The sequence below is a fragment of the Mesorhizobium sp. 1M-11 genome (assembly GCF_001303895.1).
In the GTDB taxonomy this organism is placed as follows: Bacteria; Pseudomonadota; Alphaproteobacteria; order Rhizobiales; family Rhizobiaceae; genus Mesorhizobium.
On the sequence record NZ_LJSD01000075.1, the window covers coordinates 237481 to 254831 of the forward strand.

The 17351-nt window shown below is 62.3% G+C and carries 17 protein-coding genes and 1 tRNA gene; 12 read left to right on the forward strand and 6 right to left on the reverse strand.

Annotation, left to right across the window (positions count from 1 at the left end):
* Nucleotides 1-105 precede the first annotated feature (105 nt).
* The 5 genes from AO692_RS30575 (at nucleotide 106) to AO692_RS30595 (ending at nucleotide 4048) form a co-directional block, all read left to right on the forward strand.
* Complete coding sequence (locus AO692_RS30575) at nucleotides 106-258, forward strand: hypothetical protein (RefSeq protein WP_054313786.1); 153 nt, start codon at nucleotides 106-108, stop codon at nucleotides 256-258.
* A 20-nt stretch (nucleotides 259-278) separates the two neighbouring features.
* Complete coding sequence (locus AO692_RS30580; RefSeq protein ID WP_054313787.1) at nucleotides 279-1193, forward strand: site-specific tyrosine recombinase XerD; 915 nt, start codon at nucleotides 279-281, stop codon at nucleotides 1191-1193.
* A gap of 96 nt (nucleotides 1194-1289) precedes the next feature.
* Nucleotides 1290-2240 carry an acetyl-CoA carboxylase carboxyltransferase subunit alpha gene (locus tag AO692_RS30585; RefSeq protein WP_054313788.1) on the forward strand — a complete coding sequence of 317 codons (951 nt, stop codon included), beginning with the start codon at nucleotides 1290-1292 and terminating at the stop codon, nucleotides 2238-2240.
* A 258-nt stretch (nucleotides 2241-2498) separates the two neighbouring features.
* The gene (locus tag AO692_RS30590; protein WP_054313789.1) at nucleotides 2499-3785 is read left to right on the forward strand and encodes a murein L,D-transpeptidase family protein; all 1287 of its coding nucleotides are present in this window, start codon (nucleotides 2499-2501) and stop codon (nucleotides 3783-3785) included.
* 8 nt (nucleotides 3786-3793) lie between these two features.
* Nucleotides 3794-4048, forward strand: coding sequence for a sulfurtransferase TusA family protein (locus AO692_RS30595; protein ID WP_054313790.1), 255 nt, complete (start codon nucleotides 3794-3796; stop codon nucleotides 4046-4048).
* On the opposite strand, the gene AO692_RS30600 is transcribed toward AO692_RS30595, so the two are convergent.
* Both AO692_RS30600 and AO692_RS30605 read right to left on the reverse strand, forming a co-directional pair.
* Complete coding sequence (locus tag AO692_RS30600; RefSeq protein WP_152980043.1) at nucleotides 4045-5151, reverse strand: GTP-binding protein; 1107 nt, start codon at nucleotides 5149-5151, stop codon at nucleotides 4045-4047. The two genes, AO692_RS30595 and AO692_RS30600, sit on opposite strands and share 4 nt — an antisense overlap.
* Before the next feature lie 152 nt (nucleotides 5152-5303).
* Nucleotides 5304-6485, reverse strand: a complete 1182-nt coding sequence (locus tag AO692_RS30605; RefSeq protein WP_054313966.1) for a D-alanyl-D-alanine carboxypeptidase family protein — start codon at nucleotides 6483-6485, stop codon at nucleotides 5304-5306.
* Nucleotides 6486-6692: 207 nt separating this feature from the next.
* Between AO692_RS30605 and AO692_RS30610 the strand changes: the two genes are divergently transcribed.
* The 4 genes from AO692_RS30610 to AO692_RS33265 all read left to right on the forward strand — a co-directional run bounded on the left by AO692_RS30610 (nucleotide 6693) and on the right by AO692_RS33265 (nucleotide 8927).
* Entirely contained in the window at nucleotides 6693-7856 is a 1164-nt protein-coding gene (locus AO692_RS30610; protein ID WP_054313792.1) for a M20 aminoacylase family protein, read from the forward strand.
* A gap of 203 nt (nucleotides 7857-8059) precedes the next feature.
* Nucleotides 8060-8136: transfer RNA gene (locus AO692_RS30615), tRNA-Arg, on the forward strand.
* Between the two features lie 299 nt (nucleotides 8137-8435).
* Complete coding sequence (locus AO692_RS30620; protein WP_054313793.1) at nucleotides 8436-8714, forward strand: hypothetical protein; 279 nt, start codon at nucleotides 8436-8438, stop codon at nucleotides 8712-8714.
* A gap of 48 nt (nucleotides 8715-8762) precedes the next feature.
* Complete coding sequence (locus tag AO692_RS33265) at nucleotides 8763-8927, forward strand: hypothetical protein (RefSeq protein ID WP_161808151.1); 165 nt, start codon at nucleotides 8763-8765, stop codon at nucleotides 8925-8927.
* 90 nt (nucleotides 8928-9017) lie between these two features.
* Here AO692_RS33265 and cydX read toward each other — a convergent pair whose 3' ends face one another.
* The 3 genes from cydX to AO692_RS30630 all read right to left on the reverse strand — a co-directional run bounded on the left by cydX (nucleotide 9018) and on the right by AO692_RS30630 (nucleotide 12002).
* On the reverse strand, nucleotides 9018-9149 hold the full coding sequence (gene cydX, locus AO692_RS32585) for a cytochrome bd-I oxidase subunit CydX (protein ID WP_082407671.1): 132 nt from the start codon (nucleotides 9147-9149) through the stop codon (nucleotides 9018-9020).
* Nucleotides 9150-9266: 117 nt separating this feature from the next.
* Nucleotides 9267-10418, reverse strand: a complete 1152-nt coding sequence (gene cydB / locus AO692_RS30625; protein WP_054313794.1) for a cytochrome d ubiquinol oxidase subunit II — start codon at nucleotides 10416-10418, stop codon at nucleotides 9267-9269.
* A 24-nt stretch (nucleotides 10419-10442) separates the two neighbouring features.
* On the reverse strand, nucleotides 10443-12002 hold the full coding sequence (locus AO692_RS30630; RefSeq protein WP_054313795.1) for a cytochrome ubiquinol oxidase subunit I: 1560 nt from the start codon (nucleotides 12000-12002) through the stop codon (nucleotides 10443-10445).
* 167 nt (nucleotides 12003-12169) lie between these two features.
* Between AO692_RS30630 and AO692_RS30635 the strand changes: the two genes are divergently transcribed.
* Nucleotides 12170-13750: an ATP-binding cassette domain-containing protein gene (locus tag AO692_RS30635; RefSeq protein WP_244483557.1), complete on the forward strand. Its 1581-nt coding sequence runs from the start codon at nucleotides 12170-12172 to the stop codon at nucleotides 13748-13750.
* Nucleotides 13747-15405 (forward strand): ATP-binding cassette domain-containing protein, encoded by a 1659-nt coding sequence (locus AO692_RS30640; protein ID WP_082407673.1) that lies wholly within the window; start codon nucleotides 13747-13749, stop codon nucleotides 15403-15405. The genes AO692_RS30635 and AO692_RS30640 overlap by 4 nt, the downstream gene beginning before the upstream one ends.
* Before the next feature lie 65 nt (nucleotides 15406-15470).
* Here the strand turns inward: AO692_RS30640 and AO692_RS30645 are convergent, their stop codons facing one another.
* Entirely contained in the window at nucleotides 15471-16370 is a 900-nt protein-coding gene (locus AO692_RS30645) for a LysR family transcriptional regulator (RefSeq protein ID WP_054313797.1), read from the reverse strand.
* 134 nt (nucleotides 16371-16504) lie between these two features.
* Between AO692_RS30645 and AO692_RS30650 the strand changes: the two genes are divergently transcribed.
* Nucleotides 16505-17278, forward strand: a complete 774-nt coding sequence (locus AO692_RS30650) for an SDR family oxidoreductase (protein ID WP_054313798.1) — start codon at nucleotides 16505-16507, stop codon at nucleotides 17276-17278.
* Nucleotides 17279-17351 lie beyond the last annotated feature (73 nt).

Consider the following 17351-nt stretch of genomic DNA (forward strand, 5'->3'; position numbering starts at 1 on the left):
GCCTGCGGCGCAACACGCCTTCGCCCGCCCTTGAAATGGCGGAATCGCCGTCCCATAACGGGACGTCTCCTGCAACACCATAGAATCAAGGCGCCACTCGAACCCATGCCGACCCTGTTCCGCCTCGTCGTGACCCTGGCGATCCTGGCCGGCCTGACCTATGGCGCGATGTTCGCACTGGTGATGTTCGTTTCGCCCAAGCAGGCCGAGCTTTCGGTGCGCATCCCGGCCGAAAAACTGAACCCGAAGAAAAACTAGTCAGCGAAAGAGCCTGCGCCATGAGCAGTGCCGTCCGCATCGAAGCTTTCCTCGAGATGATGAGCGCCGAGCGGGGCGCCGCCGAAAACACGCTAGCCAGCTATCGCCGCGATCTCGAAGATGCTGCCTCCGCGATCAAGGGCGGGCTGGCCAATGCCACCTCGGGCGACATCCGCACCTATCTTGACGGCGTCGCAGCGCAGGGTTTTGCACCAACCTCGCAGGCACGCAAGCTTTCGGCGCTGCGCCAGTTCTTCAAGTTTCTCTACGCGGAGGGCCTGCGCCAGGACGACCCCACCGGTACGCTGGACAGCCCCAAGAAGGGGCGTCCATTGCCGAAGACGATGGGCGAAGCCGAAGCCGGCCGCCTGCTCGACCGTGCTGCCGCCGAGGTGGCGGAACCGCCGCCGGGCAGCGACAGTCTCTCTGCGCTCAGGCTGCATGCGCTGGTGGAAGTGCTCTACGCCACAGGCTTGCGCGTTTCGGAACTGGTTGGCCTGCCGGTGACGGTGGCGCAGCGCGACGACCGCTTCTTCATGGTGCGCGGCAAGGGCAACAAGGAGCGGATGGTGCCACTTTCGGCCAAGGCCCGTACCGCCATGACGGCCTGGCTCGCGGCACGCACCAAGGTGCCCGCTTATGCGGAAAGCGCCTTCCTGTTTCCGTCTTCGTCCGACAGTGGCCACCTGCCGCGCCAGGTCTTCGCACGCGACCTCAAGGGCCTGGCCGCTCGCGCCGGCATCGCTGCGTCGAAGATATCGCCGCACGTTCTGCGACATGCTTTTGCCAGCCATCTCCTGCAGAACGGGGCCGACCTGCGCGCCGTACAGCAATTGCTGGGACATGCCGATATCTCGACCACCCAGATTTACACCCATGTGCTGGAGGAAAGGCTGGTTCGGCTGGTCAACGATCACCATCCGCTTGCCGACTAGGCCCGGTATCGCTATGTGAGGGCAACGTTTCATAGCTCGGAACTGCCGTTACGGCTTCCTGTCCTTCTGTTTTCCGGCGCAGCGGTCCCCTCACGAATGTACAATTATCTCGACTTCGAAAAACCGGTTCAGGATCTCGAGGGCAAGATCCTCGAATTGAAGAAGCTCGCCGAAAGCGGCGAGGCTGTCGATGTCGCCGACGAGATCACGCGGCTGGAAAAGCGCGCGCGCGATGCGTTGCGCGAGGCCTACAAGGCGTTGACCCCGTGGCAGAAGGTGCAGGTGGCGCGCCACCCCGACCGGCCGCACTGCCTCGACTACATCAAAGGCCTGTTCACCGACTTCACGCCGCTGGCCGGCGACCGCGGCTTCGGCGAAGACCAGGCCATTGTCGGCGGTTTCGCCCGCTTTCGCGGAGAATCGGTCGCCGTCATCGGTCAGGAAAAAGGCTCCGATACCGCCAGCCGTCTGAAGCACAATTTCGGCTCGGTTCGGCCCGAGGGCTACCGCAAGGCGGTGCGCCTGATGGAACTGGCCGACCGTTTCAAGGTGCCGCTGGTCACGCTGGTCGACACCGCAGGCGCTTTCCCGGGTGTCGATGCAGAAGAGCGTGGCCAGGCCGAAGCGATCGCCCGCTCCACTTCCGCGGGCCTGGCGCTGAAAGTGCCGTCGATCTCGATCGTCATCGGCGAAGGCGGTTCGGGGGGAGCTATTGCGATTGCCACCGCGAACCGCGTCTACATGCTCGAACACGCCATCTATTCGGTGATTTCGCCCGAAGGTGCTGCTTCCATTCTGTGGCGCGACACCACGCGCTCCAAGGACGCGGCGACGAACATGAAGATCACCGCACAGGATCTGCTCGAGCTCAAGATCATCGACGCCATCATTCCCGAACCGCTCGGCGGCGCCCATCGCGAACCCGAGAAGGTGATCGGCGCCACCGGTGATCTGGTCGCCAAGACGATGCAGGAATTCGCCGGCTCCAACGCCGATTTCCGCGAACAGCGCCGCGAGAAATACCTCGCCATGGGCCGCTCGCTCTAGCTGTCTCGCCCGGAGCGGCCGATACCACGATCCGAGCGGCCGTTTAACAGCGCGGCCTTGCAGCCCAAAATGTGGCGAAGAACCTGTTTTTCGCCACAAAATTGCCGTGGCTTTCGGTTCAGTCACTTTGTCGGGAAGACTGCTGGCACCGCTTGCAGTAAGGAAATTTCAAGGTTAACGGGCTTAGGGTCCATCGATGTTCGGCGCAGCCCCGGGCCTGAGGTCCGTGGTGCACAATTGGAAGACGACAGCGCATCCATGTTCGCGAAACTCGCACGCACCAGTTTCCTGATCAGCGTTCTTGCCGTGGCCGGCTGCAACGAAAAGTCGATGACTGATTTCGTCCCGCAGGGCGCCACCAAACAGTTGCCGGAAAAGATCCTGGCTTCGATGCGCTCCAAGGGCATGAACCGCGACGCCCCGATCGTCGGACGTATCTTCAAGGAAGAGAATGTCGTCGAGGTCTGGAAGCAGAAGACCAACGGCCGCTACGACATCATCGCCACCTATCCGATCTGCCGCTATTCCGGCAAGCTCGGCCCCAAATACACCGAGGGCGACCGCCAGGCACCGGAAGGTTTCTACACCGTGCGCCCCGGCCAAATGAACCCGAAATCCGGCTATCATCTCTCCTTCAACATAGGCTATCCGAACAGCTACGATCGCGCCAACGGCCGCACCGGCTCGAACCTGATGGTGCACGGCGCCTGTTCGTCGTCGGGCTGCTATTCGATGAACGATCCGCAGATCGAAGAGATCTACGCCTTCGCCCGTGACGCCTTCAAAGGCGGCCAGACCGAATTCCAGATCCAGGCTTTCCCCTTCCGCATGACCGCCGCCAACATGGCGCGGTACCGCAACGACCCGAACTACGAGTTCTGGAAGATGCTGAAGGTGGGTTACGACAATTTCGAAATCACCAAGGTGCCGCCTAAGGTCGACGTCTGCGAGAAGCGCTACGTCTTCAATCAGGTCGCGCCCGATGGTCAGAAATTCAATCCGACCGGTGCCTGCCCGATCAGCACCACGCCGGACCCGCTGAAAGTGGCCTACGCCAACTATCAGAAAAATTATGACTCGGCCTTCGCCAGTGCGATGAGCAGCTCCACGCCCGCGCCAAAGGCTTCGATCGCCGGCATCAAGGAAGCCAACGTCGTTTCCGACTGGACCAAGCGCCGCGCCCGTGGTGAGCGCGTCACCATCGAGCCGCCGTCAATGAACCACGACGGAACCGTGACGGAAAACTCGACCCGCATGGGCCGCATCGATTCGCCGGCGGGACGCAAGATGGCGGCACTCGATGCCGAAAAGGCCGCCAAGAAGAAGGCCGAGGACGAAAAGCTGGCGGCCGTCGCCGCCGCCAAGGCCGAGAAGGAGCGCGCCAAGGCCGAAGCTCTGGCCGCCAAGGAAGCGGCCAAGGAAAAGGCTTCGGAACCGGTGGAGACCTTGACGGCCCAGGTTCAGCCTGCACCGGAGGTGCCGGTCGAAGACGAAAGCCGTCTGTCGAAGGTGAAGAAGAAGCTGCTTGGCATGTTCGGCGGCTGAGCCGGCATATGCCGCAGGAAACCGCTTCCCCCACCGAGACGCCCGCCGTCTATGACCTGAAAGGGCTGAACTGCCCCTTGCCGGTCCTGAAGGCACGCAAGCGACTGGCCGACATGCAGCCCGGCGGCCTGCTGTGGCTGGAAACCACCGACCCGCTGGCCGTCATCGACATCCCCGCCTTCTGCACCGACAGCGGCCACCGACTGGTCGAGACGGCCGCCATATCGGGCGGCCATCGTTTCCTGGTGGAACGCAGAGGCTAACGCCCGGCAATCGCCAGCGGATTGTTCGTCAGGGCATCGCGGTCCGGCGTGTCGATGGCGGGACGATCGGTCAGTGCCGAAAACAGCCGTCGCACATAATCTTCCGGCATATCGAGCGTGATCAGCACCAGCCGCGTGCCGCGCTGGCCGTCTGGCCATGCCGGCAGCCGCGCCGGCGGATGCAGCAGCTTCTGCACGCCATGAACGACCAATGGCCGCGCCGGATCTTCCTTCAGCTCGATCACGCCCTTCATGCGCAGCAGATGTTCGCCATGCGTGGAGCGCAGCAGATCGAAAAACATATCGATTGCCGCGAACGCCACCGGGCCGTCATGCACGAGTGAGAAGGTCTTCACGCGCGAATCATGACGATGCCCGTGGTGGTGGTGATCATGATCGTGGTGTTCGTCATGATCGTGATGGTGATGTTCGTCCTGCTCCGCCTCGCCGAGCCAGCGCTCGACATCGGCGCCTTTGGTGGCCGGATTGTAGAGGCCGCAATCGAGCAAAGCCGCCGCATTGGCTTCCCCGACATCGAGAAGCCGGGCACCCGGATTGATTGCCTTCAGCCGCGCCGTCAGTGCCGTGATCTGCCCGGCGTCGACGAGATCGGATTTGGCGAGAACCAGCCGATCGGCCATCGCCACCTGCTTCAGCGCTTCGAGATGCGCGTCCAGCGTCGCTGTACCGTTGACCGCATCCACCAGCGCGACGACGCCGTCGAGGCGGAAGGCCTGCACCAGCGCCGGATGCGCCATGATCGATTGCAGCACCGGTGCCGGATCGGCCAGGCCCGTCGTCTCAATGACCACGCGTGCCAGTTTCTCGATGCGCCCGGTCTGCAGGCGGTCGACGAGGTCGGCCAGCGTGTCGACCAGTTCGCCACGCACCGTGCAGCACAGGCAGCCGTCGGAAAGCTGGATGATGCCGTCCGAGGCCTGCTCGACCAGCAGATGGTCGATCGCCACCTCGCCATATTCATTGATGATGACGGCAGTGTCGGTGAGCGCGGGATCTTTCAGGAGGCGATTGAGCAGCGTGGTCTTGCCGGCGCCGAGAAACCCGGTCACCACCCTGACGGGAATGGGAAAGTTCGCACCCATCATACCACCTGCCTCGCCATCAGAACGTTTCCGCTCTTTCGGAAACGCTGTGGCTCTTTGTCTTGTCGCATGACAGGCGGCGGATGCCGCCTCTTTGCCCGGAAAGCCCGCAGCTTTTTTGCTGCACCGACCTTTCGGTTCGGGATCATGCTCTAGTTGGCCACCTTGACCGGCTGATCGCCCTGCATGCCGGCCGCAACCGGTGCTGCAATCACCGGCACCGGTCTATCCGGCCGCCAGGCGGGAACCGGCACCTTAGCCGCCTTGCCACCTTCGGGAGCCGTGTCAGCGACCTCGATGCGGCCGATCATCGCCCTTGGAACCGGCCCTGTCGCACCGCCGAGGCTGACCGCCAACAGCTTGGGATTGACGAGCTTTTCGCGCCAGGGCGATTTCGGCGCATTGGCGTCCGCAGCCGGAGCCGCCTCGGATTGTGCCTCTTTCGGCTGCTTCTTGCAGACTTCTTCCTGCATGTCGTTGACCGCCAGCGTATCGCCATAGGGCTGCAGCGCAGCGAGATTGACGGCCGCCGTCATCGACGTGCCGAACCCCTGGTCGAGCAGCTTCGCGGCCGCATCGGCGCGCGCGAGCGCAGATTTTTCGCCCAGCACCACGGCGGCCAGCGTGCGGCCGTTGCGTGTCGCCGTGCCGACCATGTTGTAGCCCGACGGGCAGACGAAACCGGTCTTCATGCCGGTAGCGCCGGGATAGCGGCCGACCAGCAGATTGTAGTTGGGGATCTTTTTCTTGCCGATCGACAGGCCCTCGATCGAAAACCACGGCTGATACTGCGGAAAATCGCGGCGCAGCGCCGTCACCAGCAGCGCAATGTCGCGTGCGGTCGTGTACTGATCAGGCGAGAACAGGCCATTGGGATTGACGAAATGCGTGCCGCTCATGCCGAGACGGGCGGCCGTGGCGTTCATGCGCACGGCGAAGTCTTCCTGCGAACCGCCAATGTTCTCGCCGATCGCCATGGCGACATCGTTGGCCGACTTGGTGATCATGACCTTGACCGCCGTGTCGAGCCTCAGCACCGAACCCGGCTTGAAGCCCATCTTCGATGGCGGCTGGCTGCTGGCCAGTTTGGTCATGCGGATCGGCGAACTGAGCGCCACCTCGCCATCGGCGATCGCCTTGAAGGCGACATAGGCGGTCATCAGCTTGGTCAGCGAAGCCGGATACCAGCGCTTGAAAGCATCCTGATGCTCGAGCACGCGGCCGCTGTCGAGGTCGAACAGGACGGTCGGATTGGCTTGGGCCTGCTGCGTTGCCAAGGCAGCGGCAAACGCCGCGCCGGCCGCCAGAATCTTGAACAAATGCCTTGGCCTCATCATCCGTTCCGAAATCGCTCTTGCCGTCATTGCCCTGGTCTCCGTAAGATTTGCCAACGGATCGCCAGGTTTCGTCATCCAGCCGACTCCCGGCCGCAACGCTGCGCTGCTATCTAGCCTATGTGACATCACCAAGGCAAAGCATCGGGCGATCACAATTCTGTCCACGCCGGGTTAACAACCGGACCAATAGCGAGTTTGAGACCTATGCCCATTCTGAACCGCGCCGCCGAACTGCAAGAAGAGGTCGCCGGCTGGCGTCGTCACATCCACCAGAAGCCGGAACTGAATTTCGACGTCTTCGAGACCGCGGCCTTCGTCACCGAAAAGCTGAAGGAGTTCGGCTGCGATGAGGTGGTGACCGGCATCGGCAAGACCGGCGTGGTCGGCATCATCCGCGGCGGCAAGGGCAATGGCTCCACCGTCGGCCTGCGCGCCGACATGGACGCGCTGCCCATCACCGAGATCACCGGCAAGCCTTACGCCTCGCAGACGCCGGGCAAGATGCACGCCTGCGGCCACGATGGCCACACCGCCATGCTGCTGGGTGCGGCCAAATATCTCGCGGAGACCCGCAATTTCGCGGGTTCCGTCGCGGTCATCTTCCAGCCTGCCGAGGAAGGCGGCGGCGGCGGCAACGAGATGGTCAAGGACGGCATGATGGACCGTTTCGGCATCGCCAAGGTGTTTGGCATGCATAATATGCCGGGCCTGCCCGTCGGCCAGTTCGCCATCCGTCCGGGCCCGATCATGGCGGCGACCGCCGAGTTCACCATTCGCGTCAAGGGCCGGGGCGGCCATGCGGCGATGCCGCACGGCACGATCGACCCGATCGTCATCGCCAGCCAATTGGTCGGCGCGCTGCAGACGATTGCCTCGCGCAACACCGATCCTATCGAATCGGTCGTCGTCTCGGTCACCAAATTCCATGCCGGCGACGCCTACAACGTCATCCCGGAAATCGCCGAGATCGCCGGCACGGTGCGCTCGCTGAAAAAGGATGTGGGCAAGAAGGCCGAGGAGCGCATGCGCCAGCTCTGCGCCGGCATTGCCGCGGCCCACGACACGACGATCGAGGTCGACTACGACGCCAATTATCCCGTCACTTTCAACCATCCCGACGAGACCGTCTTTTCCAGCGACGTTGCCGCCGAAGTGGCCGGCGACGCGCAGGTGCAGCGCGCGATCCAGCCGGTGATGGGCGGTGAGGACTTCTCCTACATGCTGGAAGCGCGCCCCGGTGCCTTCATCTTCATCGGCAACGGCGACACCGCCGGCTTGCACCACCCTGCCTACGACTTCAACGATGAGGTCATCCCGCACGGCGTGAGCTACTGGGTGAGGCTGGCCGAAAAAGCGCTGGCCGCCTGATCGCCAAGCATTCGCGCCTGTCCTCTCCCCTCGCAAAACGGGGAGAGGTGTCGCGCATACGGGCAACTGAGAACATAACGCACCATGTCGCTTGGCTGCGGCCGCCCATTGCAGCCGGACTGCATCACCCCGCGGCGAACCTTCCGATTTGGCCACTCGGCACTTGGCGAAGCGGCGTGAAACGGCTATGTGTTCGCCCGCGTGGTCCCGTAGCTCAGTAGGATAGAGCGGCAGATTCCTAATCTGTAGGTCACAGGTTCGATTCCTGTCGGGATCACCACTCAAGCCCTTGAAATACACCTTAATTTTGAGACGCTCGACATGGTGACGGGCGCAAACGTACCTCCCATTCCTGCCGGCCCTCCATTGTGATCTTGCTGACCTTGCACGCAGCGTTCATTGAAGTGCCCGATTTAGAGGCTGTAGTCCGAATCGGGCGGGCATGATGCTCACACAAGGGGATCGCAACTATGGCTGAGTTCTTGCTTCAGATGCCATCGCCTGTGGCGGTATTTGTCGCAGCGTCGGCAGCGGGATTTTGATCCATGCCGGCTTGAAGTTGGATTTCGAAAGGTTGGAATGACGAAAATGTTTCTCGCGGCAGTTTCCCTGATTGCCGCCTCTGTACCTGCATTTGCGGATGAAGAATGCTGGCCGGTCAAGAAAACAGTCTGGACGTTGGACGGAACCGCGATGCTCATTGAAGAGGCGCGTTGTACCGAAGAAGATAACACCTACGTCGTGAGAGACGTGCGGCGGGGAGAAACGCGGGAGATATCGCAGGACGACCTCTTCCCCGTCGATCCGTTCCAGCAAGACGGGAAAGCATCGGACACCCCTGCGCCATCGAGCAATTGACGACAGCTCAGCTTTGATTGGGCCCACTTCGATTGGCAGAGAATTGCAATGCCCATCCTGTTTTTGCTGCCGCTGGGTGCGTTGTTCAGCTTTGCGGCAGCGTGCCTGACGAAGGGGCGCGCCCGGTACGCGTATGTCGCGATTGGCTGTTTGATGTCGGCTATCTGGCTTCTGTATGTGGTGCTGCTGATCAATCTGGAGCTGCCGGACTGACACCAGTCGATATCCGGTATTTTCTATAATCGCGCAGCAGCCGCTTTCCGGCACAGTTTCATGAGTAGCCCTTAATCGCAGCCGCCCTCGCTAGGGCGTCGGCTGTTTTGGGGTCAGATCCTGCGGCTGATCGCGCAGGACGCGCAGTTCGTACCACAGAGCGTTGAGAATGCCGACCGTGGCGGCGAGGCCGAGGCCGAGTATCCAGGCAAAGTACCACATGGCCATTCCTCCTTTTAGAGCGCCGCGCGTCCATTTGGACGCGCAAAGGACGCTCTAACATTTTGAATCTACACATCGTGCTTTCCGAAAATCGAAACCGATTTTCGGGCCGATGTGCTAGTAAGCGTGATCCGCGTCGTGGATGTCCTTTTCGCTCACCTTGCCCCACAGCACTCGGTAGACCCACGCGGTGTAGAGCAAGATGAGCGGCAGGAAGATCGCGGTGGCGAACAGCATGTTGCGCAGCGTCGCCCGGCTGGACGAGGCGTCGAACACAGCCAGCGAATGGCCGGGATTGGTGCTCGACGGCAGGATGATCGGGAACATCGCCAGCCCGACCGTGGCGATGATGCAGACGATCGAAAGCTGCGATGCGAAGAAGGTCAGACCGGCCTTGCGTGCGCGGAAGCCTGCTGCGGCCACCAATGGCAGCAGAATGCCGAGCAACGGCACCAGCCACAGAAGCGGCATGTTCTGGAAATTACGCAGCCACGCCCCGGCATTCTCGGCAACCGTCTTGCGCAGCGGATTGGATGGTCCGTCCCAGACGATCGGGCTCGTCACCTCGTAGCCGCCGAACCAACCGAGGAAAATGAAGACGCCGCCCAGCGCGAACAGGACCGCGGCCAGCAGTGCCGCCTTCGGGCCGATCGCTGCGGCACGCTCGCCGACCACCCCGTCCGCCTTGAAGGCGAGCCACGCTGCGCCATGCATGACCAGCATCGCCACCGACACCAGCCCGCAGAAGATCGCCAGCGGGTTGAGCAGGCCAAACAGGTTCCCCTCATAGATCGGGCGCAGATCATCCGTGAAATGGAAAGGCACGCCCTGCAGGACATTGCCGATCGCGACCCCGAAGATCAGGGCCGGCACCGCGCCGCCGATGAACAATGCCCAATCCCAGTTGTTGCGCCAGCGCTGGCTGTCGCGCTTGGAACGGTATTTGAATCCGACCGGCCGCAGGATCAGCGCGAACAGCACAAGGAACATCGCCAGGTAGAAACCCGAGAAGCTCATCGCGTAAAGCGCGGGCCAGGCAGCGAAGATCGCGCCGCCGCCGAGGATGAACCACACCTGATTGCCTTCCCAGACCGGACCGACGGTGTTGATGGCGACGCGGCGTTCGATGTCGGTCTTTGCCACGAAAGGAAGCAGGACACCCACCCCCATGTCGAAACCGTCCGTCACGGCAAAGGCGATCAGCAGAACGCCCAGCAAAATCCACCAGATCAGGCGAAGCGTGGTGTAGTCGAAAAGAAACTCGATCATATCCGTGTTCCTTGATCCAGGTGCCTATTCCGCGGGAACAAGTGTGGCGCTGCGCGAGATCTCGGCATGTTCAGTTGCCGGCCCTTTGGCTATGGCGGCCAGCATGAGCCGGACTTCGATGACGGCGAGCGTGCCGTAGACCAGCGTGAAGCCGAGTATGGTAATGATGAGATCGCTGATGCCGAGCTGTGAGGTTGCAAGGAAAGTCGGCAACACGCCTTCGATGACCCAGGGCTGGCGGCCGAACTCGGCCACGAACCAGCCGACCTCGACTGCTATCCAGGGAAGAGGCATGGCGAACAGCGCCATGCGGAACAGCCAGCGCGGCGCCGGAGCCTCGCGCATCGTGTACCAGAGAGACGTCAGGAACACCGCGAGCAGCAGGAAACCGCACGCCACCATGATGCGGAACGTGAAGAAGATCGCCGGAACGGTGGGCACCGTATCCCACGCTGCCTGCTTGATCTGCTCCTCCGTCGCCTGGCGTGGATCGGCGACATAACGCTTCAGAAGCAGCGCGTAGCCAAGATCGGCACGGGTTGCGTCGAAGCTTGCTCGAGCGGCGGCATTGTTGCGGTCGGCCTTCAACTGTTCCAGCGCATCATAGGCGGGAATGCCGTCGCGGATGCGCTTTTCGGCGCGTTCCACCAGCTCGAATATGCCGGGAATCTGCTTGTCGATCGAACGCGTGCCGATCAGTCCCATCACCCAGGGAATCCGGATCGCGAAATGCGTGGTCTTGTCCTGCATGTCGGGAATGCCGATGGCCGTGAAGGAAGCGGGCGCCGGCTCGGTTTCCCACATGGCCTCCATGGCGGCCAGTTTCATTTTCTGGTTGTCGGTGATCTCGTAGCCGCTCTCGTCGCCGAGCACGATCACGGACAGAGCCGACGCCGTGCCGAAGGCGGCGGCGATCACGAAGGAACGCTTGGCCAGTTCGATATGGCGTCCGCGCAGCATGTAGAAGGCCGAGATGCCAAGCACGAAGGTCGCACCACAGACGTAGCCGGCGGACACCGTATGGACGAATTTCGCCTGTGCGACCGGGTTGAACAGAACTGCAATGAAGTCGGTGACTTCCATGCGCATCGTGTCGGTGTTGAAGGCAGCTCCGACCGGGTTCTGCATCCAGCCATTGGCGATCAGGATCCACAGCGCTGAGAAGTTGGTGCCGAGCGCGACGAGCCAGGTGACGGCAAGATGCGCCCGGGCGGAAAGCTTCTCCCAGCCGAAGAAGAACAGTCCGACGAATGTGGCTTCCAGGAAGAAAGCCATCAGGCCCTCGATGGCGAGCGGCGCGCCGAAGACATCGCCGACATAGTGCGAATAGAAGGCCCAGTTCATTCCGAACTGGAATTCCATCGTGATGCCTGTCGCGACACCGAGCGCGAAGTTGATACCGAACAGCACGCCCCAGAACTTGGTCATGTCGCGCCAGATGGTTCGCTCGGTCATGACATAGACCGTCTCCATCATTGCGATCATGATGGAGAGACCGAGGGTCAGCGGCACGAACAGGAAGTGATACATCGCGGTCAGCGCAAATTGCAGGCGCGACAATTCGACGAGTAGCGGATCGGTCATCAGGCGTCCCCTATAGGCGTCACGACGCTCACTATAAGACGAGCATAATATGATGAATACAATAGCTTACCCCGTGCCTCTTCGCCGCAAGCCCGGATGAACAACAGGTAGAGACCCCAGCAAGGCAGATGAGCCCAGCCCCGAAACGGATATTCTCTGACAGCCAGATGGCATCCGGTATGCTCACGCTGGCACGTTCGCTGGCGGTTGGCGGGTTGCGCGGCACACTTTTGCTGCAGATATTGCGCACTGTGTTGCGCCTGGTTTTTGCCGGCACGCTGGCAATCTTTGCCGGCGTCATGATTGAAGCCGAAGCCGTCTCGGTCCCGGTGGTTGTTGTTGGCCTTGCCACGCTGCTTCTCGCGGTGCTGGTCGGTCTTTTTGCCGATCGGCAGCAGGCCGCGGCAGAATTTTCCGTGGCCCAGGGGCTGCGTGAAAGCGCCCGGGAAAAGCTGGCCGCAATGCCAGCGCGAACAGTTCAGGCCCTGCCCGCAGGCGCTCTGATTGCAGGTCTCCAGCGCTACCCGGAAGCGCTGTCGGCACTTGTCGTCGGCCATCGCGCCGCTGCTCTCATGCTGGGCATCGTTCCGGTTCTGGTGGTGTGTGCAATCGTCGCGGTGTCCTGGCAGGCGGCCTTGGCGCTGCTTTTTGCCACGCCCGTCATGATCGCCTTCTTCATTCTGGTCGGCGGCACAATCCATGCCCGGGCACAACATCAGGAACGCGCCTTCGGGCAACTCGCGACGCAATTCGACGACCGCATCCGCACATTGCCGACCATTCTGTCCGCACATGGCGTGGATCACGAACGCAGGAAGCTGGCGGTCAGGATGGCGGCTTATGCGGACAGCACCATGAACATGCTGAAGGTGGCTTTCCTCAATGCCGGTGTCATCGATTTCTTCTCATCGCTTTCGATCGCCATTCTGGCGGTCTTCCTCGGCCTGGGCCATCTCAAGCTGGTCGACATTCCCGGCTTCTCAGGCATGCAGCTGTGGCAGAGCCTTTTCATCCTCATGCTGGCACCTGAGTTCTTCGCGCCTTTCCGCCGCTATGCGGAGCAGTATCACGCCAAGGCGGAAGGCAATGCGGCCGCCCTGGCGATGGATGGCTTCCTGGCCGGGCCGGCCACCCTCGATCAGACGATGCCCCTCGCCTTCGACCGATTCGAAGGTGACTTGCGCCTACCTCCGAAAGGGATCGTGGCGATTGTCGGCGAAAGCGGAGCCGGGAAATCGACACTGTTGCGCCGGCTTGCCGGCATCGAGACGCCGGCGGGCGCAAGGCGCGCGCAGCCGGATCCGGCATTTGTGAAAGGCGTCGACTGGATCTCGACCGACACGCCCATTCAAGCCGGCACGCTCGCGGATGCGCTTTCCTGGAACCGGGCCGAGCATACCCCGGCAAAGGTGTTGTCTGCGGCGGAGCGCGTCCTACTGCTGGACGACACTTTGCTGCCGGGCGGGCTGGACGCGCGGATAAGGGCTGGCGGCGAAAACCTGTCGGGCGGGCAGCGCCTCAGGCTCGGCGTTGCGCGCGCGCTCATATCCGATCGCCCGATTTTTGCCGACGAACCAACCGCCAAGCTCGATGTTGCCAACGCCGCTCGCGTCAGGGACGCCCTGGCGGATTGTGCTTGCGAAAGGCTAGTGGTCGTGGCGACCCATGACCCGGAATTGAAAGCTCTGGCTGTGCTGGTTATCGACCTCGACCGGCGAAGGTCCAGCCAACGGGAAGTCGCGGTATGAGCGTCTTCATTTCGCCTGAAGAGAACAAAGGTGAGGCTCCACGCGGCTCGATCTTCTGGTGGCGCCTGGCCGTACTGCTTGCGCTGGTGGCGCTGTTCGCGAGCATCCTGCTGACCGGCGTTTCGGTCTGGTTTCTTGGCGCGGTCGCCTTGGCCGGTGCGGGCGGCGCGGCCTACACCTTCAATTTCCACTTCCCGGCGGCGTTGATCCGGTTGTTCGCCATGGCGCGCACGGCAGCCAAATACGGTGAGCGTCTTGCCGGACACAAGGCGGCACTGCTCGACCAGGTGTCCCGCCGCGCGATGTTGTTCTCGGCGATGGCTGCAGCACCAAGGGTGCGCAGCGTGAGTTGGCAACTCGGCGACCAGGACAGGCTCGCGGATTTTATCGACGATGTCGAAAATCTGGATTTCGCCAAGCTCAGGGTGCAGTTGCCACTATTGGCAACGGCCACCGGCCTTGCCTTTGCTGTCGCCGCCACGCTTTTTGTCGCCCCCATGGCTCTGGTCGTGGTTTTGCCAATTCTGCTCGGCGTCGCCGCCTGTGCACGTTGGCTTCTGCCAAGCTTGGCACAGGATTGGCATTTCGCCCGCCTTCGCAGGCGTGCGGCAGGCAGACGGCTTGGCACAGCACTTGGCGCGGTCGTTCCACTGCAGGCGGAGCACGCCTGGCCGGAGACGTTGACCACATCATTCGCCGCGCTTTCAAGGGCTGACGCGCGGTTGCTCCTGTCGCGGCGCAGGATGGCCTTTGCGGATGCGCTTGTTGGCTTGCTTGGCCCCATCGCCAGCCTGGCAGTCCTGGGATCCGCATGGCTGAATGGTCAACGCGGAGACGCATTGCTCGCCGCCGCATTTGTCGCCTTCGCCTGGCTGGCCCTGGGCGAGATCGCGCAAGGCGCTTCGCGCATTCTTCATGCCCGTGTCAAAGAGGGCGCCGCATCGAAAGCGCTAAAGGCGTGGACCGCAGGCACGTCGCCTGACGATGCGCCGGCGCGCTCTCGACCTTTCCACTTGAGCAGATTGGAAATCATCGCGTTGCGACGTTGCGCACCGAACGGAAGGCCACTCGGCGGCACGGTGGATTTGATCCTGGAAGCCGGACGACCAACGGTGCTTTCCGGACCAAGCGGCTGCGGCAAGACATCCTTGTTGAAGCAGGTCGCCGGGTGGCTGGAGGCCGACGGCGGTGGAACGCTGATTGGCGACGGCATCGAGCTTGCGGCTTCCTCACGCAGGAAGCTCGCCTATCTTGGATTGCACGACGCGGCCGTGCTTTCGGATTCGGTTCGTGAGAATTTGTTCGCACCGGATGCAGCCGACGCCGAACGCTGGGCGGCACTCAATGTCGTCGAGCTTGGCGAGCGCGTTCGGCTCGCGGGCGGGCTTGATGGATGGATCACCCAAGACACGCTTTCATTGGGGGAGGCGCATCGGCTCAACCTTGCGCGCGCCTTGCTGAGCCCGCTTCCCATGATCCTGCTCGACGAACCAGGCGAACATCTGGACGGGGAACAGGCTCGCCGCATTGCCGAGCGCTTGATCGCCCGCCTTCAGGACCGCATCCTGCTTGTCTCCAGCCATAAGGCATCCGATGCTTGGGGAGCCGCGCAAGAGCTCAAGTTTGATGGGCTCGCCCTTCAGAGAGCCGAATAAGAGTTCGAACCCGTCGTCAGGCACCTTACGCGAATGCGCCATCATGGCTCAGGCGCCGCGATTGCTCACCCGACCGCATCCCGCAACAGTCCCTCCAGCCAATCTGCGAAAACGTGGAGGCGGCGGGAAAGGTGCTGCCGGGTGGGATAGAGGATGGTCATGGCCATCGGTTCGGCCCTGTAGCCGGGCATCACCTCCACCAGCTCGCCCGCCTCGAGCTGCGGACGGACATCGTAGGCGGGGATCTGAATCAGCCCCAACCCGGCGAGGCAGCAGGCGATGTAGGCCTCGGCGCTGTTGGCCGTGACCCGGCTGCGCATCGGCCGCGCCATCAGGACGCCCTTCTCCAACCACTCCCATTCTTCGACCCGGCCGGTCGAGGGAGAGGCATAGTTGACCGCCCAATGATCGCCTAGGTCATCCGGCGTTATCGGCCTGCCGTGGCGTTCGAGATAGGAGGGGCTGGCGACATTGATGAGCGGCAACTGCCCGATCGAACGGGCGATCAGGCCGGAATCGGCGAGTTCGCCAACCCGCAGGACGCAATCGACGCTGTCCTCTATCAGGTTGACGGCGCGATCGGTGACGCCGAGCTCGACATTGATCTCGGGATACTGCTCGAGGAAGGCCGGCAGGGAGGGAATGACGATGAGCCGCCCGATGCGTCCCGGCACATCGATCTTCAGCCGGCCCGAGGGTTTCGATGCCGCATGCCTGAACAGGCCTTCCGTCTCTTCGACATCGGCTATCAGGCCGAGACAGCGCTCGTAGAAGGCGGTGCCGTCCTGGGTCGGCGACACCTGCCGTGTCGTGCGGTGCAGCAGGCGCGCGCCGAGACGGTCTTCCAGCTCGATGACCGCCGCTGAGACGGACGAACGCGGCATGCCCAGAGTAGCCGCCGCGCGCGTGAAGCTGGAGCATTCGACAACGCGTGTGAAGATGCGGAACAGATCTATGCGGTCCACCGACTGCTTCCTTCAATTGGTATCTGTTTCTGACAAGTGATGTCAGTTTCGTCCACTTTATCATGAAATTCCAGACGATAGATTTTGGCAAGGCGACGCCAAGCGGCGCCGCACGAGGCAAAGGAGGCCACTCAATGACCGATCACAGCATCAAGGGCAAAACCGTTCTCATCGCCGGAGGCGCAAAGAACCTAGGCGGACTGATCGCCCGCGACCTCGCCGCGCATGGCGCGAAAGCCGTTGCCATCCATTACAACAGCGCAGCAACCAAAGCCGACGCCGATGCCACCCTTGCCGCTGTGAAGGCTACAGGTGCCAAGGCAGTGGCTTTCCAGGCGGATCTCACCACGGCGGGCGCTATTGAAAAACTGTTTGCGGACGTGGTTGCAGCGGTCGGCAGGCCCGACATCGCCATCAACACCGTCGGCAAGGTGCTGAAGAAGCCGATGGTCGAGATCTCGGAAGCCGAATATGACGCGATGAGTGCGGTGAACGCCAAGACGGCCTTCTTCTTCCTCAAGGAGGCGGGCCGGCACGTCAGCGACAACGGCAAGATCTGCACGCTGGTGACCTCGTTGCTCGGCGCCTTCACGCCCTTCTATTCCAGCTATGCCGGCACCAAGGCACCGGTCGAGCATTTCACGCGCGCGGCTTCCAAGGAGTTCGGCGAGCGCGGCATCTCGGTGACAGCGATCGGACCCGGGCCGATGGACACGCCTTTCTTCTACCCGGCAGAGGGCGCGGATGCGGTCGCCTATCACAAGACGGCTGCGGCCCTTTCGAATTTCTCGAAAACCGGCCTGACCGACATCCAGGATATCGTGCCATGGATCCGAATGCTGGTCTCGGAAGGCTGGTGGATGACAGGCCAAACCATCCTCGTCAACGGCGGCTACACCACCAAGTAAGCCCTTGTTCCATCACAAGCGGAGTTCTTCGCAAAGCCTGTGAAGAACCCCGCTTGCAACGATTGCGGTCAGG

Bases quoted from the DNA above. Each gene is read 5' to 3' on its own strand.
- AO692_RS30575 (WP_054313786.1), top strand. From the start codon at position 106: ATGCCGACCCTGTTCCGCCTCGTCGTGACCCTGGCGATCCTGGCCGGC.
- AO692_RS30580 (WP_054313787.1), top strand. From the start codon at position 279: ATGAGCAGTGCCGTCCGCATCGAAGCTTTCCTCGAGATGATGAGCGCC.
- AO692_RS30585 (WP_054313788.1), top strand. From the start codon at position 1,290: ATGTACAATTATCTCGACTTCGAAAAACCGGTTCAGGATCTCGAGGGC.
- AO692_RS30590 (WP_054313789.1), top strand. From the start codon at position 2,499: ATGTTCGCGAAACTCGCACGCACCAGTTTCCTGATCAGCGTTCTTGCC.
- AO692_RS30595 (WP_054313790.1), top strand. From the start codon at position 3,794: ATGCCGCAGGAAACCGCTTCCCCCACCGAGACGCCCGCCGTCTATGAC.
- AO692_RS30600 (WP_152980043.1), bottom strand. From the start codon at position 5,151: ATGGGTGCGAACTTTCCCATTCCCGTCAGGGTGGTGACCGGGTTTCTC.
- AO692_RS30605 (WP_054313966.1), bottom strand. From the start codon at position 6,485: ATGAGGCCAAGGCATTTGTTCAAGATTCTGGCGGCCGGCGCGGCGTTT.
- AO692_RS30610 (WP_054313792.1), top strand. From the start codon at position 6,693: ATGCCCATTCTGAACCGCGCCGCCGAACTGCAAGAAGAGGTCGCCGGC.
- AO692_RS30620 (WP_054313793.1), top strand. From the start codon at position 8,436: ATGACGAAAATGTTTCTCGCGGCAGTTTCCCTGATTGCCGCCTCTGTA.
- AO692_RS33265 (WP_161808151.1), top strand. From the start codon at position 8,763: ATGCCCATCCTGTTTTTGCTGCCGCTGGGTGCGTTGTTCAGCTTTGCG.
- cydX (WP_082407671.1), bottom strand. From the start codon at position 9,149: ATGTGGTACTTTGCCTGGATACTCGGCCTCGGCCTCGCCGCCACGGTC.
- cydB (WP_054313794.1), bottom strand. From the start codon at position 10,418: ATGATCGAGTTTCTTTTCGACTACACCACGCTTCGCCTGATCTGGTGG.
- AO692_RS30630 (WP_054313795.1), bottom strand. From the start codon at position 12,002: ATGACCGATCCGCTACTCGTCGAATTGTCGCGCCTGCAATTTGCGCTG.
- AO692_RS30635 (WP_244483557.1), top strand. From the start codon at position 12,170: ATGGCATCCGGTATGCTCACGCTGGCACGTTCGCTGGCGGTTGGCGGG.
- AO692_RS30640 (WP_082407673.1), top strand. From the start codon at position 13,747: ATGAGCGTCTTCATTTCGCCTGAAGAGAACAAAGGTGAGGCTCCACGC.
- AO692_RS30650 (WP_054313798.1), top strand. From the start codon at position 16,505: ATGACCGATCACAGCATCAAGGGCAAAACCGTTCTCATCGCCGGAGGC.